This window comes from Nocardia sp. TBRC8007 (assembly GCF_056629435.1).
The window spans coordinates 301,778-317,286 of record NZ_JBWSOR010000002.1 but is presented as its reverse complement, the minus strand read 5'-3'; the positions used below and the strand labels follow the sequence as shown (position 1 = coordinate 317,286).

At 62.7% G+C, this 15,509-nt stretch carries 15 protein-coding genes and 1 tRNA gene; 7 read left to right on the top strand and 9 right to left on the bottom strand.

From position 1 onward, the window contains the following. Window positions 1–42 precede the first annotated feature (42 nt). Window positions 43–1,101: an ion channel gene (locus tag ACX4ZE_RS04065; RefSeq protein WP_480271900.1), complete on the top strand. Its 1,059-nt coding sequence runs from the start codon at window positions 43–45 to the stop codon at window positions 1,099–1,101. Window positions 1,102–1,430: 329 nt separating this feature from the next. Then, window positions 1,431–3,119, top strand: coding sequence for a PucR family transcriptional regulator (locus ACX4ZE_RS04060; RefSeq protein ID WP_480271899.1), 1,689 nt, complete (start codon window positions 1,431–1,433; stop codon window positions 3,117–3,119). A gap of 181 nt (window positions 3,120–3,300) precedes the next feature. Here the strand turns inward: ACX4ZE_RS04060 and ACX4ZE_RS04055 are convergent, their stop codons facing one another. Both ACX4ZE_RS04055 and ACX4ZE_RS04050 read right to left on the bottom strand, forming a co-directional pair. Continuing rightward, complete coding sequence (locus tag ACX4ZE_RS04055) at window positions 3,301–3,918, bottom strand: PRC-barrel domain-containing protein (RefSeq protein WP_480271898.1); 618 nt, start codon at window positions 3,916–3,918, stop codon at window positions 3,301–3,303. 76 nt (window positions 3,919–3,994) lie between these two features. After that, entirely contained in the window at window positions 3,995–4,162 is a 168-nt protein-coding gene (locus ACX4ZE_RS04050) for a hypothetical protein (RefSeq protein ID WP_480271897.1), read from the bottom strand. 406 nt (window positions 4,163–4,568) lie between these two features. Between ACX4ZE_RS04050 and ACX4ZE_RS04045 the strand changes: the two genes are divergently transcribed. After that, on the top strand, window positions 4,569–4,769 hold the full coding sequence (locus ACX4ZE_RS04045) for a hypothetical protein (RefSeq protein WP_480271896.1): 201 nt from the start codon (window positions 4,569–4,571) through the stop codon (window positions 4,767–4,769). A 10-nt stretch (window positions 4,770–4,779) separates the two neighbouring features. On the opposite strand, the gene pspM is transcribed toward ACX4ZE_RS04045, so the two are convergent. The 5 genes from pspM to pgsA all read right to left on the bottom strand — a co-directional run bounded on the left by pspM (window position 4,780) and on the right by pgsA (window position 8,520). After that, entirely contained in the window at window positions 4,780–5,607 is an 828-nt protein-coding gene (pspM, locus tag ACX4ZE_RS04040; RefSeq protein ID WP_480271895.1) for a phage shock envelope stress response protein PspM, read from the bottom strand. A gap of 190 nt (window positions 5,608–5,797) precedes the next feature. Further along, window positions 5,798–6,619 (bottom strand): PspA/IM30 family protein, encoded by an 822-nt coding sequence (locus ACX4ZE_RS04035; protein ID WP_480271894.1) that lies wholly within the window; start codon window positions 6,617–6,619, stop codon window positions 5,798–5,800. Between the two features lie 199 nt (window positions 6,620–6,818). Then, entirely contained in the window at window positions 6,819–7,226 is a 408-nt protein-coding gene (locus ACX4ZE_RS04030; RefSeq protein ID WP_480271893.1) for a helix-turn-helix domain-containing protein, read from the bottom strand. Window positions 7,227–7,336: 110 nt separating this feature from the next. Then, window positions 7,337–7,864, bottom strand: a complete 528-nt coding sequence (locus ACX4ZE_RS04025; protein ID WP_480271892.1) for a CinA family protein — start codon at window positions 7,862–7,864, stop codon at window positions 7,337–7,339. Further along, window positions 7,861–8,520 (bottom strand): CDP-diacylglycerol--glycerol-3-phosphate 3-phosphatidyltransferase, encoded by a 660-nt coding sequence (gene pgsA, locus ACX4ZE_RS04020; RefSeq protein ID WP_480271891.1) that lies wholly within the window; start codon window positions 8,518–8,520, stop codon window positions 7,861–7,863. The genes ACX4ZE_RS04025 and pgsA overlap by 4 nt, the downstream gene beginning before the upstream one ends. A gap of 285 nt (window positions 8,521–8,805) precedes the next feature. On the opposite strand from pgsA, the gene ACX4ZE_RS04015 reads away from it, so the two are divergent. Both ACX4ZE_RS04015 and ACX4ZE_RS04010 read left to right on the top strand, forming a co-directional pair. Then, window positions 8,806–9,372: an amino-acid N-acetyltransferase gene (locus tag ACX4ZE_RS04015; protein ID WP_480271890.1), complete on the top strand. Its 567-nt coding sequence runs from the start codon at window positions 8,806–8,808 to the stop codon at window positions 9,370–9,372. Window positions 9,373–9,417: 45 nt separating this feature from the next. After that, complete coding sequence (locus ACX4ZE_RS04010; RefSeq protein ID WP_480271889.1) at window positions 9,418–9,732, top strand: YciI family protein; 315 nt, start codon at window positions 9,418–9,420, stop codon at window positions 9,730–9,732. Window positions 9,733–10,470: 738 nt separating this feature from the next. Here ACX4ZE_RS04010 and ACX4ZE_RS04005 read toward each other — a convergent pair. Beyond that, a complete protein-coding gene (locus ACX4ZE_RS04005) occupies window positions 10,471–11,508 on the bottom strand; it encodes a TerC family protein (protein ID WP_480271888.1) in 1,038 nt (345 codons plus the stop codon). 225 nt (window positions 11,509–11,733) lie between these two features. On the opposite strand from ACX4ZE_RS04005, the gene ACX4ZE_RS04000 reads away from it, so the two are divergent. Continuing rightward, the gene (locus tag ACX4ZE_RS04000) at window positions 11,734–12,069 is read left to right on the top strand and encodes a helix-turn-helix transcriptional regulator (protein WP_480271887.1); all 336 of its coding nucleotides are present in this window, start codon (window positions 11,734–11,736) and stop codon (window positions 12,067–12,069) included. 547 nt (window positions 12,070–12,616) lie between these two features. Beyond that, window positions 12,617–12,693: transfer RNA gene (locus ACX4ZE_RS03995), tRNA-Leu, on the top strand. A 106-nt stretch (window positions 12,694–12,799) separates the two neighbouring features. Here the strand turns inward: ACX4ZE_RS03995 and ACX4ZE_RS03990 are convergent. After that, entirely contained in the window at window positions 12,800–15,379 is a 2,580-nt protein-coding gene (locus ACX4ZE_RS03990) for a DNA translocase FtsK (RefSeq protein ID WP_480271886.1), read from the bottom strand. Window positions 15,380–15,509 lie beyond the last annotated feature (130 nt).

Genomic DNA, 15,509 nt, shown 5'->3' with positions numbered 1-15,509 from the left:
GAACGCATAGGGTGGGGAGGCAGTCGATACCGATGGAGAAAAGTGCTGTTCGTGCTATCTCGCCTGCTCACCCGCCTGGGTTTGTTGCGGCGCTGGGCGACGCCGATCGTGATCATCGTCTTCGTCTTCCTCACCAGCTGGCCGCTACTGGCCTGGGCCGAGCCCGCGGGCAGCGAACTGGTACAGCCGGCCAATTACTGGTGGTACTTCGTGGTCACCGCGTCCACCGTGGGGTACGGCGACTTATATCCGCAGAGCGGAATGGGCCACGTCGTGGGCTGTTATGTGATTATCGGCGGCATCGTGACGCTGACCACTGTATTCACCAAACTGGCCGCGATATTGGAGGCCGCGAGGGGACGACACATGCAAGGAGCGACCACCACCTCTGCCACCGGACACACTGTTGTGCTCGGCTACTGTCCCGGCCGCACTGAGCGAATCGTCGGCGAGGTACTGGCAGACAACGGCCACCGGATGGTGCTTTGCGCATGGGACGAGGCTGGCACCCATCCCATGCCAGAACGGCACGAGGTGGAATTCGTCCGAGGAGAGCTGACCGACAAGGCCTTGCTCCGGCGCGCCGGCGTGCACCGGGCGCGTGCGGTGTTGGTAGATGCCCGTGACGACAACGAGGCATTGGCGATCTCGGTGGTTGTCACTCACCTCAACCGCACCGCGCATATCGTTGTCTCGCTTCGCGACCTCGGCCGCGCTGATCTGGTCGGATATGTGGACAGTCGTATCCGATGCGTGCAGTGGCATGCGCCGCGAATGGTCACCGAGGAACTGACCTCGCCCGGCATCACCGAAGTCTATGCCGAGCTGATGACCCATGGCGGCGCCAACACCTATTCAGTCGCCTTACCGGAGGCGGTCGGCCCAGTAACGATGGAGCAGTGTCGGATCGCGCTCGGCAGACAACACGGTGCGACCGTACTCGCGATCCGATCGGACAATGAGCTCATGGTCAACCCAGACTGGCGCACAATGTTGCCGCCAGGCAGCACGCTGTACTACATCGCTCCACAGCGTTTGACGAACGAGCAAATCCAGCTGGCCCTGCGCCGAGATCGAACAGCACAGGGCGCATCGCGCTGACGTACAACCGGTCGGCTATCCGAGCAACCCTTCTGGATGGCGGTCGCGAGACACACATAGCTATCGACCGTGAGGCGCGTCCGCCCCTCGAACGGTTCCGGTTCGGCACACACGATCGGACTCTGATCGCCGGATCAGACCTCTGACCGTGTTATCCACCTGCGCGCGCATCGCGCGGTGTAGCGTCAGAAGCTGCGGCAGCGCGTCGGTACGTGATCGAAGCAGGTCACAGCTGCGTGGACAGAAGAATTGGCCACGGGATCACCAACGCGTCGTGACCGCGGTCCGCACTAGCGATACCTGACCTCGACGGTTACGGACCGGAGCCCATGAATCAGCAACTGTTGAGTTCAGATGTCGATGACACGCCGACACCCATATCAGCGGCCGCGCTGCACGCTCTGGGGACTGTATCGGTCCGGTTCTTCACTGCGCATGGCGAAACCGACATCCTGCGCATTGCCGCGGAGTCGGTGTCGGCTGTCGGAAGTTGTCACGCGCTGGGCTGCTACCGCTCATCCACTGACGACTACCTGCTCTGCCCACAGACACAAGCTCCGCCTGCGGGCCTCGACGCGCAGCTGCGCGCGCAACATGGGGAAGGGCATATCCGGCTGCCCGGCCTACGGTGGGGATGGGCGCTTCCCTTACGCAACCGCTCGGACACAATGGGCACACTGGTCGTCGGCGCCGATCATGAGCCGACGCACGAGGAAGTCCTCGCGCTCACTGTGCTCGCCCAGCTCACGGGCACCGCATTGGCGAACTCCACACTGTGTGAACAGACCGAAACTTGCGCCATCGGTCCGGCTCCCGTAGGCGAACAATCGGCCACTGTGCCGTCGCGTGAGCGCCACGCCCGCGTGCGCGAAGCACTCTGCCACGCCGTCTCCCACGGAACCGGTGCGCAGGGCATCACCGATGCCCTGGCTCAGCTGACCAGTTTCCCGGTCGTCGCCGAAGATCCTTCCGGCAAGCTACGAGCCTGGTCCGGACCAGGACGGCCGGATCCCTATCCGAAAGCCCGATCCCCACAGCGTGAACACTTGCTGAGCCTCCTGGCCACCGACAACACGCCGCTGCGCATCCGCGATCGGATCGTCATCTCCGTACGGCCGGGTGCCGAGTTCCTAGGAACACTCGCGCTGATCGCCCCTGAGGGGCAGGTGAACGACGATCAGGTCTTCGCCCTCACCTACGCGGGCACAATGCTCGCCCGAGAGCTGGTACACCAAGAGCTGGTCGAGGCCTTGCTCTCGGGCATCGATGACGACAGCGCTTTCGCCCGCGCCGAGGCACTGGGCCACGATCTACACGGCGAGCATTACGTAGTACTCGCCTACAGCGACGACAGCGCGGTCGCAGATGCGGTCAGCAGGGCGATGACCGAACTCGACTTGCACGTCATTCAGGGACGCTATGCGGATATGGTCGTCCTGATCACCGACCGTCGCCCGGACCCCGTCATCGTGGACCAAGCCATCCGCGAACATCTCGACGTCGCACCGGTGACTATCGGCATCAGCGGCCGTTGTACGCAACCGAGCGATCTCACCCGATCTTTCGACGAGGCACGTCGCGCGATCGACATCCGGCTGCAGTCGCGAATGCCCGACGGCACACCAACAACCACCAAGCAGGGCTTCTATCGCCTGCTCGCTGCTGCCCGAACGAATGGCCAGGTCGAACAGTTCATCCGCGAGTGGCTCGGCGCCTTGCTCGACTACGATCGGGTCCGCCGTGCTGATCTGGTACATACACTGAGTCAGTACCTTGAATGCGGCGGCAATTACGATGCCTCCGCCGCTACATTGCATATTCACCGAAGCACCCTGCGTTACCGCCTGGGGCGGATCCGTGAACTCACCGGATTCGATCTGCGCGACGTCGACACCCGGTTCAACCTGCAGGCCGCGACGCGCGCATGGCAATTCCTGTCGGCCGGCCACGCCGTCCGCCCCAAAGAAGTGATCAGCAGTCTCCGAGGTAACCCACAGCGACCGCGGTCGAGGGCCTGATCACCGACCCGTGCCGCGCCCACAGTGCGACACGGGTCGGGCCCGGAGCGGACTCTGCCTGGCGCGCCCATCCAGCGAGGGTGTGCGCACCAAGCGGCCGCGCACACCACCCTCGCCGGCTGATATCGACGAACCCGTCCGCACCTGTCGAATAGCCTGGCACGGCGGGTCCAGACGAACATCAGGACTGCTGGCGCCCGGGTTCCTGCACTTCTTCGGCGATTCTTTCTCGATAAGGCGTACCGAGATCTGCCGAGTCAACGTACGCATCGGTGATGGGCTCGCGTTCGATGTGCATCCGACCGCCGGTGACAAGCGTCCGGAGCCTCTCGTCTTCACGCCCCGAAGACCCACCCAGCTGGGCCGTATCGATGTCATCGTGCTCCACACCGTTATCCCAGCGCTTCCGCGAACGCATCATCCTGGTATCGGCGTGGGAGTGTGGACCCGACAGCGGATGCTTGTCGTGCTCCTCCAAGGCGGGCTGATCTGGGTCGATCTGATAGTGATCGAACAACTCCTGTTCTGCCTGTGGGCTGATCTGCCCAGCACGATCCAGCTGGGGTGCGGTCTTCACTACTTCCTTCGCGACCTTCACCTGTAATGTGGCGGAGTCAGTGCGATGCTCGGCTCCAGCCAGCGGGACCAACGCATCGGGACTGAACAAGCCTGTGGACACCGCGACCCAGGTAGGCAATCCGGAATTATTGTCGATGTAGACCCGTTTGACCTTGCCGATCTTGACGCCTCCTGGGTCATAGACAGAGCTGCCGATGAGCATTTCCAGCATTTCGGTCATGGATTTCCTCCGCAGTTCGTTCGGTGCGATGCGCAGCCCGACAGAACGCGGCTGTACACCGCGAGCTGAAAGCGATTCAGTCACTTGTCGATGGGCCGGTCTCTTCGAGCCCGGCAACGAGGTGTTGTGTGCTGTGCTCTTGTCGCACCGGATCCTCAATGGATTCACACGCCAGATACCTGCTGATATCCAGCTGCTGCGTGTCCTGGTCGAGCAGCAATCGACGGTAGGAAACATCAAGCATGACGTACTCCTGCCCTGTAGTGCATGTTTCCGGCCTGAACCGGATCGAGTCGATCAGCTACAGGATGGCAACTACCCCTGAATCAGAGAAACAAACCGAGATAGCCACAAATTCGAGCAGCACAAAATTCGAGTAGGTGGCCGAGGACGACCAACGCACCTCGGTTCGCACCCACGAATAGCGGACCACGTCAGCCACAGGAGCCACCATCGTGCTCGTAACGGAGACTCCGATGTCCCGTCGACGATGCCGCGTATAAGCCATACTTCTGATCGGCAGGCGAATGTACTCTGATCTAGAACACGCAGCGGTGTCGAGTGACGACACGGAAAGGAAGATCGATCGATGCGGGCGCACCCTCTGGTACATAGTCATACACCGAAACGCACGTAACGGCACGGACCTGATGCAACACACCAACGAGTTGGCGCAAGAACTCGCAGCAGCGGCACGGCGGCACAGCACAGCCATCGCAGGGATCGTCAGCTCCGCCGCACGCAAAACTTCCTGGGAGATGCTGGATCTCGTGGCCGAGAGCCGTGAACTGATAGGCGCGGCATTCCGCGCCAGGGTCGAAGAGTTTCGCCGCCGCGATCGACCCCGGTAAGCCGGAAAGATCAGAGCGGTGACCGCGCTGCGGCCGCCGATCGGTCAGCGATCTCGGTGAGCGCCTGCGCCCAGCCGTCCAGCCGATCCGAGGCGTGCCGGAGATCGGCGACAATAGTGTCGAAGTTGTACCGCGCCACGATATTCTCCGGAATCGCGAGCACCCGGCCGGCCGCGATGACAATGTGCTCATACTCGGCGACCCCGACATCGAGCCGACCGAGCACATGTCGCACATTCTCGGTGAATGCCACCGCTGCAGGAGAATTCGAGCGCTGCATCGCGGCGAGACCCTGCTCCATCGCAGTGATATCGGCGGCAAGAGCATGCAACGCCGCTGCGCCCGAACCGGCTGTCTCCAACATGTCGGCCAGTTCGTTCTCCGGTAGTCGGCGCGAGTGAGCGATCTGCGCACCCAACCCATGCAATGCCTTCTCCGCCTGTATCAGTCGCGCGATCGGCGGTCGAGTATTCGACCACAGCGGCGGCTGCTTCCGTGGCATGAATGCCGCTTGCGGCAGCGGCGTACCCCGCATGCGCAGATAGCGATGGGTACTGAGCGCCGCACCGGTCACGAGCGCAACGGCACCGCCTCCCATCATGACCAAGGCCCATGCTGGTGCCGAAACAACCATGAGCCCAACGGTTCCCGCAGTAGTGAGACCGGAAACAGCGCCGAGCTGGAAACTGCGGCGGCGAGCCCTGCGGCGACGGCGCAGCTCTCGTTCTCGCGGATCGGCCCAGCGCCGTACCGCGACCAACACGTTCTCCCCTGCTTCGCGAAGGCTGTCCGGCATACTACCCGGCCGCGGCGCAAGTGCGGCTTGTGTCCGAATCATCGCCGATCCCCGCGGGCGCATCGTTTCGAGGTGTCGCTTACGAAAAACACTGCCGCTCATATTCTCTCTCCCACGCGTCACGCACCTGGATCAGGCCGGGCATCGACGTGCCGACCGGGCTGGCCTCTGCCGCCGCCTCACTCGGTCGACCAGTCTCCACCGACACGTCCTCATCGTGCTCGCGCCCGCACTACTGCTGCGCAGCCTGCCCCTTGTTCATCTGTGGCTGCGCCGGATTGGGCTGCGCCTGATCAAGAGTCGGCTGAGCGCCACCAGTGGGCAATTGGTCACCTCGCATAGACGCCCGGATCTGCTCCAGCTTACTGTGCCCGGCCATCTGGATGCTGGCCTGCTGCACCTCCAGCATGCGGCCCTGCACCGAGTTCTGCGCGAGTTCGGCGGCACCAAGCGCATTGGCGTAACGGCGCTCGATCTTCTCCCGCACCGCGTCCAGGCTCGGCGTACTGCCTGGCGCGGACAACGTCGAATCCATCTGCTGTAGCGATGCGGAAACCTGCTCCTGCATCTTGGCCTGCTCCAGCTGACTGAGCAACTTGGTGCGTTCGGCGACCTTCTGCTGCAGCAACATGGCGTTCTGCTCCACGGCCTTCTTCGCCTGGGCAGCTGCTTGCAGCGACTGGTCATGCAGGACCTTCAGGTCCTCGACGGACTGTTCCGCGGTGACCAGTTGCGCGGCGAACGCCTCCGCCGCATTGGTGTACTGGATCGCCTTCCCCGTATCGCCCGCCACAGTAGCTTGGTCGGCGAGCACAACGGCCTGGCGTGCGTTGGCGTTGAGCTTCTCGACCTCGTCCAGTTGCCGGTTCAGCTTCATCTCCAGCTGACGCTGGTTGCCGATAACCGATGCGGCTTGCTGCGAAAGAGCCTGGTGCTGCCGCTGGGCTTCCTCGATAGCCTGCTGAATCTGAACCTTCGGATCCGCGTTCTCCTCGATTTTGGAATCGAAGAGGGCCATCAGATACTTCCAGGCCTTGACGAACGGATTAGCCATCGATTGATCCCGCCTCCATCTGACATGCCGCGCTCCGGCGCGGCTCCCGTGCGCGACCGTCACCCACGGGATATGTGCCTATCCTCCACCATGCGACACCAGAACCGAGCGAACCCGGCCCAACAGACGCCTACCGCGAATCTATCCACTTTCCGCACCGATCCACAGTGTCGCCATAGCGGCCACGACGCGTTCCCGGTCACACGTCCTTTACCAAGACCAGTGTCTCCGATCTCGGCGCAGGAATAACGATTCTGGTGTCCTCGGCCAGCGACAACGCTCGCAAGCGAGCATTCCCCACCGGCTCAATGGCCTGCGCAGGCGCGGCGGTAGCAGGAACAGCAGCGGCAGCATGCGCAGTGGCGGATAATCCTTCCGCGTCCGCCATGATCGTGCTCACATCCCACAGCACCCGCGTCAGCGGTAGATCCAGCGCCTCACAGATGGCGGCAAGCAGTTCGCTCGAGGCTTCCTTACGGCCTCGCTCGACTTCGGAGAGATACCCCAGGCTCACCCTCGCCGATGTGGACACCTCACGCAATGTCCGGTGCTGGGCGAGACGCGCACGCCGCAGACTGTCCCCGATCGCCTCTCGCAGCAGCGTCATCTCGTTCTCCTTCGCTCCCGGTCGCCGGGCCGACGCGATTCGTGACCCCACGCATGCCGTCTTTCTCGCACAACGTCGGAACCGGGCCAGTTGGTTCCCGCCGGAGCATCTCAATCACTCCGCCCGGCACCGCCGGCCAGACCTGTTCCTGCCTTTGTCACCCGCTCCAGTAATACGCGCACTGCCGCGTGTGCTGTGCCGATTCTGATCGTCCACCGGTCACCGGGCAGTCGCAACCGAATCACCTCGGTATCCCCAGGCCAGGCAAGACCGAGGAAGACAGTGCCCACCGGATGCCCATCCTGCTCCTCTGGGCCCGCGACTCCAGTCAGCCCCACACCCCAGTCCGCACCACATCTCGTGCGAGCACCGACGGCCAGCTGCTCGGCAGTACTCGCGGCCACCGGACCATCGGTTGCGAGCACCATGGCATCCACATCCGCGAGACTGCGTTTGAGATCCGTGGCGTATACGATCAACCCACCACGCAACACAGCACTGGCCCCTGGGACACAGGCGACAGTTGCGGCGAATAGTCCAGCAGTCAGCGATTCCGCGGTAGCCATGGTTTGTCGCGCTGTCGCCAAAGCTCGTACGAGCTCAGCGGCGGGCACGCCTACAACGAGTGGATCACTCATCCGCCGTGCACCCGGCCCGACCCACCCGCGAACCACACCCTGGCCGCCTGACCCACATAGTCCAGTCCTGTGGCCATTGTCAGTACGACGGCCAGGTACATCACCCCCATCCCGACCTCGGTATATATGCCCGATAGCGGCAACAACAGCATAGCGACAGCCAGCGCCTGCACCAGTGTCTTGAGCTTGCCTCCGCGCCCGGCGGGAATCACCCCGCGCCGCGCCACCACCAGCCGCAGCAGCGTCACACCGATCTCCCGCCCACAGATGACGATCGTGATCCACCAAGGCAGATCGCCTAGCACGGACAAGCCGATCACTGCCGCGCCGATCAGCGCTTTGTCCGCGATCGGGTCGGCGAGTTTACCGAAATCGGTGACCAGACCATATTTGCGCGCCAGTTGCCCATCGAACCGGTCGGTGATCGAGGCGAGGCCGAACAGTGCGACGGCGACGATCCGCCAGCTGGTCTGATGACCGCCACCCATGAACAGCGCGACGATGAACAAAGGCACGATCGCGATACGCAACATGGTGAGCAGGTTCGCGATGTTCAGCAACGGCGCCCCGACCTCTGCCTTGGCGATCGCGAAATCAGGACGGATCGGGGCAGGCGTGCTCCAGGGACGATCTGCCTCGTCGGGTTGCACGCTCATGCTGTATCTCCTCCCGCATGAGCGGAGCAGCCCTGCGCGGTCACACCACGCTGCCACCTCCGAGCTCGACCGCTCATGCTGTATCTCCTCCCGCATGAGCGGGGCGGCCCTGCGTGGTCACACCGCACTGCCGCCTCCGGGCCTGATCACGCCCACCCCTTCCGCATCCGCGGTCGGCTGAGCCATGGCCGTCTCGTCATCCCGGCGCGATGCGGTGGGGGGAGGCGGGTGGATCTGCGGCACACATTCAGACTATCGGTAGCTGGGCAAGCTACTGTGCACCCCATGACTTCCCGGGGACCGCTAGATGGTTCGACAGGTGACGCACGCTCCGGCTCGGCAGCGGCTGCGCAGTCCCGTGTTCCAGTGGTCCGACGTGCCCGCACCTCCGATGTGCCCGCGATCAAGGATTTGGTCGATACCTACGCAGGCCGCATCCTGCTGGAGAAGAGCCTGGTCACGCTCTATGAGGCAGTCCAGGAGTTCTGGGTCGCCGAACTGAACGGGCGCATCGTCGGCTGCGGCGCGCTACACGTGCTGTGGGCCGACCTCGGTGAGGTGCGCACCGTCTCGGTCCATCCTGACGTCAAGGGTACCGGCGTGGGCGGACTCATCGTGCGGCGACTGATCGCAGTGGCTCGTCACCTCGAGTTGCGGCGGCTGTTCGTGCTGACCTTCGAAGTGGAGTTCTTCGGCAGACACGGATTCGCCGAGATCGATGGTACCCCGGTCACCGCTGAGGTCTACGCGGAAATGTGCCGCTCCTACGACACCGGTGTAGCAGAGTTCCTCGACCTGAGCTTTGTGAAGCCCAACACCCTGGGGAACACTCGAATGCTGCTGACACTCTGAGCCCACCCACCACCCCGCTGCGTCCACCCCGCCAGAAAGCTACCCATGCCGATCTTCGCCGTACACTACCGCTACTCCGAAGCGACCAGCCGAAACCGCGACGCGCACCGACCCCACCACCGGGCCTGGCTGGCCTGCCTGCTCGAGTCCGGCACATTACTGTCCAGCGGACCGTATCCGGACGGGTCCGGCGCGCTGCTCATCTTCCAGGCGGAGAGCACGGTTCAGTTGACGGATCTGCTCACGCAGGACCCGTTTGCCGGACAGAATCTGATCGACGAAGTCCGCGTGGTCGAATGGGCTCCGGTATTGGGTGCCTTCACATCTCGAACTGCCGATATCCACGCATCGAACTCCTGAAGCCGCACGCGGTCACTCGCACCTGTATATCCCAAATCTCCGTTGTACCGGAAAATCTGGACAAAAGCGAAATTCATACGGTTAAGATTGGCTCGGCTGCTCGGGCACGCCCGAGCAGCGATGATACGTGAACCAGGGATTCGGGCCTGCCCACGCTGTCGACGGGCCGAATCCCGGTTCAAGCGAAAGGAAACCCCTATGAATGGTGTCGATATCGGCGCACTGGTTGCCCAGATTCTCGCATTTCTCGGCAACGGCTCTTCTATCAACTATACGCCAGGCGCCTGAGCGACCACGGAAGGAATTCGGACGATGAACACCGGAAGCGCGGGCTTCACCGCACTGCTCGAAGCCCTGGCCATGATGATCAGCAACGGCTCTTCCATCTCGGTAACCCCTGGGAAGTAAAAGTCGAGCGGGGTCGGGGTCGGCGTGCAGCCGGCTCCGACCTATCCGTCGAATCGGCCCCGAGAAACAGCGGCGTACACGACTTCCGCCAACTGCTTCGGTTCAGACCACATCGGCCAGTGGGCGGATCGACCAGTTCCACGTTGGCTCCGACATCTCACTACAGGTAGGCGCCACATCGCTGGCGCCCAGCTAGCAGACCAGCTCGACCGCAATGCCGATGCAATGCGCTGACAACGGAATGCCAAGACACGCAGTCGAATAACCACGCAGTCGAGTAACTCGGAAACGAACCAGGTCCTGTTGACGGACCTGCTCGCCATGGTTCCGTCACGACAGTTCCTCGACGTCGCTGCCGGTTTCTTCGGTAAACCGGTTCGGCGAAGCGGAGTCAGAGGTAGCGGTGACAGTTCCCGCTCGACTGGCGCTGCGCTCTTCCTGGTTCCGGGTGGCGAGCAGAGACCAGGCGACAGACGCGGCAATCGTGGCGGTGATGACGCCGAGGGTGAGTGGGATAGGCAGCTTGCCGACCGGTGTTTCGGACAGGATCAGCTTGATGCCGGCGAAGGCAAGCAGGATGGCGAGTCCATAGTGCAGATAGGCGAAGCGACGCAGCAGCCCGGCGAGACAGAAGTACAGACTGCGCAGCCCAAGGACAGCGAAAGCGTTGGCGGTCCACACCAAGAAGGTGTCGGTGGTGATGGCGAGGATCGCGGCGACGGAGTCGACGGCGAAGATCAGATCGGTGGCCTCCACCGCGACCAGCGCCACGAACAGCAGGGTGGCCACTCGCCGACCGGTGATCTCGACGAAGAACTTGTCACCATGGAAACGTGCGTCGGTCGGGATGACTTTCATCATCGAGCGGACCACGATGTTGCGGTCGGGATGAACCTCTTCGTCCTTGGAAACAGCCATCTTGTAGCCGGTCCAGATCAGGAACCCGCCGAAGAGATAGGCGGTCCAGAAGAACAACTGCAACAGTTCGGCGCCGACAAAGATGAACACCAGCCGGGCAGCCAGCGCTCCGATGACACCCCAGAACAGCACTTTGTGCTGGTAGGCATCCGGAACAGCGAAGAAGGAGAAGACCAACGCGAATACGAAGACGTTGTCGATGGACAGCGCCTTTTCGATCAAGTACCCGGCATAGTAGGTGGAAGCCACGTCGCCGCCCTGCCACACCAGCAGAACCAGTCCGAAGGCAAGACCGATGGCGATCCAGATACCGCTCCACATCGCCGCTTCACGGAAGCCGATCACGTGGTTGTCGCGATGGGCGATCAGATCGATAGCGAGCATGGCGGCGATCACAAGGACAATCGCGGCCCATACCCACAATGGGACAGTGGACGACAGCTCATTCATTGACGATCGACTTTCATAGAGCAAGATCCGAGGTGGTCCTAGAGGTCTTATCGCCGGGCTGGAGTCCGTGTCCGCCCCCTCTTCGGCGCGGTCTGAATGGAGTCCAGGGGCGTATCCAGCTTCGCCGACCCACAAATATACGTCAAGTGTTACGCGAAAAATTTTTCACCATTAATGCATGACATGAAGTTGAACATGCGAATCACGTTTCATACAATTGACTTGATGAGTACGCCCTCCACCAGTGGCGATCGCTGGACCTTCCTGACCAACCACGCGCGGGTCTTGCTCCGCATCGCAGACGAGCCGGACGTACGCCTGCGCGATGTCGCCACAGGAATCGGCATCACCGAACGAGCCGTCCAGCTCATCGTCGCAGACCTCGAAGCCGCTGGGTATCTCACCCGCATCCGAGTGGGGCGCCGCAACCGTTACACTATCGACCCCACTGTCGCCCTACGCCATCCCGCCGAAGCAGACCATCCCGTAGGCGACCTCATCAGCACCTTCCTCCACCGCGAGAACAGCCCCGCTACCCCCGAAACAACAGCGCGCGGCTGAGCTGTACCGACGTCCACACCCTCGACCGGACCCCTCGGTCATGAGAGGGACCCGGTATCCGCAACCAACTGCCTTTGGGCTGTCTGCTTCGGACGCGCGAGAACTGAACCAGACCGGCCGGCATTCACCCGCATTGATGCATTCACCATGGAAATGTGGTACACAACACTGGTCTTGGGTGTTACTTTACTTTCCGAACGAGCCGAAATCACGGAAGGACAGGGGCTATGATCGGGTCGGTGCGGCGACAGAAGTCGCTGAGCAGTGCCCGGCAGTCACACACCCTTGCCGTGCTACCTACCTCGCCCACCCTCGCCGGGCGTATGAGGCGGAGCGGCCCCTGAACGTGTCCTGTGGGCAGATCGTGTGGAAAGGGGCCACTCCACGGCCAATCGCGGCGAATAGCGGCGAAACTCCAAGGAGTGACCCCTTTCTCGTATCAGTTGGAATACGCCCCCGACCAGGGAGAGCGCCGGTCTCCGCAACAGGTGGTCGAGGATTCGGCTCCACCGTCCACGACAGAAATCGCAAGCACGAACCCGACCGATCCCTCGTAGCCCAATCGGTAGAGGCGCCGGATCTAGATTCCGGGAGATGCGAGTTCGAATCTCGCCGAGGGAACCATCACCAGAGAGCGAGCCACTCACACCAGGACTCGGTCACTCGCGACATGTGCTCGCGGGCCGTGAATCACGCTGACACAGTACGGTAGTAGTGAATACGAGCCGAATCACTCCGGTGACTCAGCCGAGTCACCGCCACGAATCGACCACAACAACCCATCCAGCTCGTCAGGTTTGACGAGTACTTCCCTGGCCTTGGAGCCTTCGCTCGGGCCCACCACGCCCCGCGTCTCCATGAGATCCATCAACCGCCCGGCCTTCGCGAAACCGACACGCAGCTTGCGCTGCAACATAGAAGTGGACCCGAACTGTGAGGACACCACGAGCTCTACCGCTTGCAAGAAAATATCGAGATCGTCGCCGATATCGGGATCGACATCCTTCTTCTCGCCGGATTTGGCCGTGGTCACCCCCTCTCGGTATTCGGGCTCAGCTTGATTCTTGGTGAAGTCGACTACGCCGTGGATCTCCTCGTCGCTGATGAACGCACCCTGCAAACGGATCGGCTTGCCCGCACCCATCGGCAGGAACAATCCATCGCCCATACCGATCAGTTTTTCGGCGCCGGGCTGGTCGAGAATCACCCTGGAGTCGGTCAGCGACGAAGTGGCGAAGGCCAACCGGGAAGGCACGTTGGTCTTGATCAAACCGGTCACTACGTCTACCGACGGCCGCTGGGTGGCCAGCACCAAGTGAATACCCGCCGCACGGGCCTTTTGCGTGATGCGAACGATGGCGTCTTCCACATCGCGTGGCGCGGTCATCATCAGATCGGCCAGTTCGTCGACAATGGCCAGGATGTACGGATAGGGTCGGTACACCCGCTCACTGCCCAACGGGGCGGTGATCACACCCGACTTCACTTTCTTGTTGAAGTCGTCGATATGTCGCACCTTGTTTGCCTGCATATCCTGGTAGCGCTGCTCCATCTCTTCGACCAGCCAAGCCAACGCGGCCGCAGCCTTCTTCGGCTGCGTGATGATCGGCGTGATCAGGTGTGGAATGCCCTCATAGGGCGTCAGTTCCACCATCTTCGGGTCGATCAGGATCATCCGGACCTCATCTGGTGTCGCACGCTGTAGCAGCGACACCAGCATCGAATTCACGAAGCTCGACTTACCCGAGCCGGTGGAGCCCGCGACCAGCAGATGCGGCATCTTGGCCAGATTCGCCGAGACGAACTCGCCCTCGATGTTCTTGCCCAGGCCGATCACCAGCGGATGATGGTCATTACGGGTGGACGGCGCCTTGAGCACATCAGCCAGCCGGACCAGTTCGCGGTCAGCGTTGGGCACCTCGATGCCAACGGCGGACTTGCCAGGAATCGGTGCGAGTAACCGAACATTCTCTGTCGCGACGGCATAGGCGATATTGCGAGCCAAGGCGGTGATCTTTTCCACTTTCACGCCAGGCCCTAATTCCACCTCGTATCGGGTGACGGTCGGTCCGCGCACGAACCCAGTGACTGCCGCGTCGATCTTGAACTGCACCAGCACCTCGGTGATCGCCTCGATCATCGACTCGTTGGCGGCACTACGCTTCTTCGGTGGGTCGCCGTCAGTGAGCAACGACAGCGGCGGCAGCGTGTAATCGCCTTCGACTTCACGATCGGTGACGAACTCCAACTGCTGTGGTGGCGGAGTCTGGTCTTCGACTGTTACGGCCGGACGCTTCGGCTTAGGACGCTTCGGCTTCGGACGCGGAGCGGCCTGCTGTCCGGCCACGATCGGCTTGGCATCACGCAGCGGCGGTTCGCCGAGCATTTCAGTGGCTGCCTCGGAGTCGCCGAACTCATCGGGCGGATAATTCTCGGCAGGCGTGCGACCGCGCCGCCCAGTACTGGAGCGATGCACCGGGAAGCCGTCAGCGTCGTAGCCGACCGAGTCGTAGTCCTCGTACTCGCCGTATTCGCTGCCGCCCCGCTCGGTACCGAAGTATCGCCGCAGCACGGCGGGCACCTCGCGCACAGTTGTCCCGGTCATCAGCAGTACACCGAAGACAATGGCCAGCAACAGGATCGGGACCGACAACCAAGCGGTCAGACCATCGGTCAGCGGACCACCCGCTACCGAACCGACGAAACCGGCGGCGCGGGAACGGCTGTGCGCATCAGTGGGGGCGCCAGCCGCGATATGCCACAGGCCTAGTATCGGCAAACCGATCAGCAGTCCACCGAGGACCAGGCGAGGCCGGATCTCCGGGCGCGGTTCGGTACGCATCAGCACGACGGCGATCCCGGAAGCCACGAACGGCAGCCCGGCAGAGGCCGATCCGGATATCGCGCGAATGATATCGCCGACCCAGTGCCCGACCGGGCCACCCGCCGACCACCACACCGCCGCCGCGATCACGGCGCTGAATGCGATCAGAGCCAACGCAATGCCATCACGCCGATGTCCGTGTTCGATCTCCTTGGCCCGGCTCAATGCTCGGGTACTCGCACCGAGCCCGCGGGCCAGCACAGTCCAACCGGTGGAGATGGCGCGCCCGAGCACCGGGAGCGGCGCGGTATTCGAGGTACGACGCGCCGGACGCCGGGTCGGCGTGGTCCGTTTGCGAGGCGCCGATGTCGCGCGGGGTGTCGTCGCACGGGGCGCGGCCGAGCGCGATCGCGCTGTGGTAGTTCTCCCCCGCGTCGATCCCGCCCGCGCCCGAGTCGTCGTGGTGCCGCGGGACTTACCTGCCATGACCATCAGGCTAGCCGTAATCACCCCATCCGGACCATCCGCAACACTGGTATCGCTGGTCTCAGCGGTGCGGAACAATGGTCACCGCGGGTAGGTCGCTACCTCGTTCCGATACCGGATCATGCTGCTG

Coding starts and splice junctions, on each gene's coding strand:
- ACX4ZE_RS04025 (WP_480271892.1), bottom strand. CDS start 7,864: ATGAGTGATCCACTCGTTGTAGGCGTGCCCGCCGCTGAGCTCGTACGA.
- ACX4ZE_RS04000 (WP_480271887.1), top strand. CDS start 11,734: ATGAGTACGCCCTCCACCAGTGGCGATCGCTGGACCTTCCTGACCAAC.
- ACX4ZE_RS04010 (WP_480271889.1), top strand. CDS start 9,418: ATGCCGATCTTCGCCGTACACTACCGCTACTCCGAAGCGACCAGCCGA.
- ACX4ZE_RS04005 (WP_480271888.1), bottom strand. CDS start 11,508: ATGAATGAGCTGTCGTCCACTGTCCCATTGTGGGTATGGGCCGCGATT.
- ACX4ZE_RS04045 (WP_480271896.1), top strand. CDS start 4,569: ATGCAACACACCAACGAGTTGGCGCAAGAACTCGCAGCAGCGGCACGG.
- ACX4ZE_RS04055 (WP_480271898.1), bottom strand. CDS start 3,918: ATGACCGAAATGCTGGAAATGCTCATCGGCAGCTCTGTCTATGACCCA.
- ACX4ZE_RS03990 (WP_480271886.1), bottom strand. CDS start 15,379: ATGGCAGGTAAGTCCCGCGGCACCACGACGACTCGGGCGCGGGCGGGA.
- ACX4ZE_RS04030 (WP_480271893.1), bottom strand. CDS start 7,226: ATGACGCTGCTGCGAGAGGCGATCGGGGACAGTCTGCGGCGTGCGCGT.
- pgsA (WP_480271891.1), bottom strand. CDS start 8,520: ATGAGCGTGCAACCCGACGAGGCAGATCGTCCCTGGAGCACGCCTGCC.
- ACX4ZE_RS04035 (WP_480271894.1), bottom strand. CDS start 6,619: ATGGCTAATCCGTTCGTCAAGGCCTGGAAGTATCTGATGGCCCTCTTC.
- ACX4ZE_RS04050 (WP_480271897.1), bottom strand. CDS start 4,162: ATGCTTGATGTTTCCTACCGTCGATTGCTGCTCGACCAGGACACGCAG.
- ACX4ZE_RS04015 (WP_480271890.1), top strand. CDS start 8,806: ATGACTTCCCGGGGACCGCTAGATGGTTCGACAGGTGACGCACGCTCC.
- ACX4ZE_RS04060 (WP_480271899.1), top strand. CDS start 1,431: ATGAATCAGCAACTGTTGAGTTCAGATGTCGATGACACGCCGACACCC.
- pspM (WP_480271895.1), bottom strand. CDS start 5,607: ATGATTCGGACACAAGCCGCACTTGCGCCGCGGCCGGGTAGTATGCCG.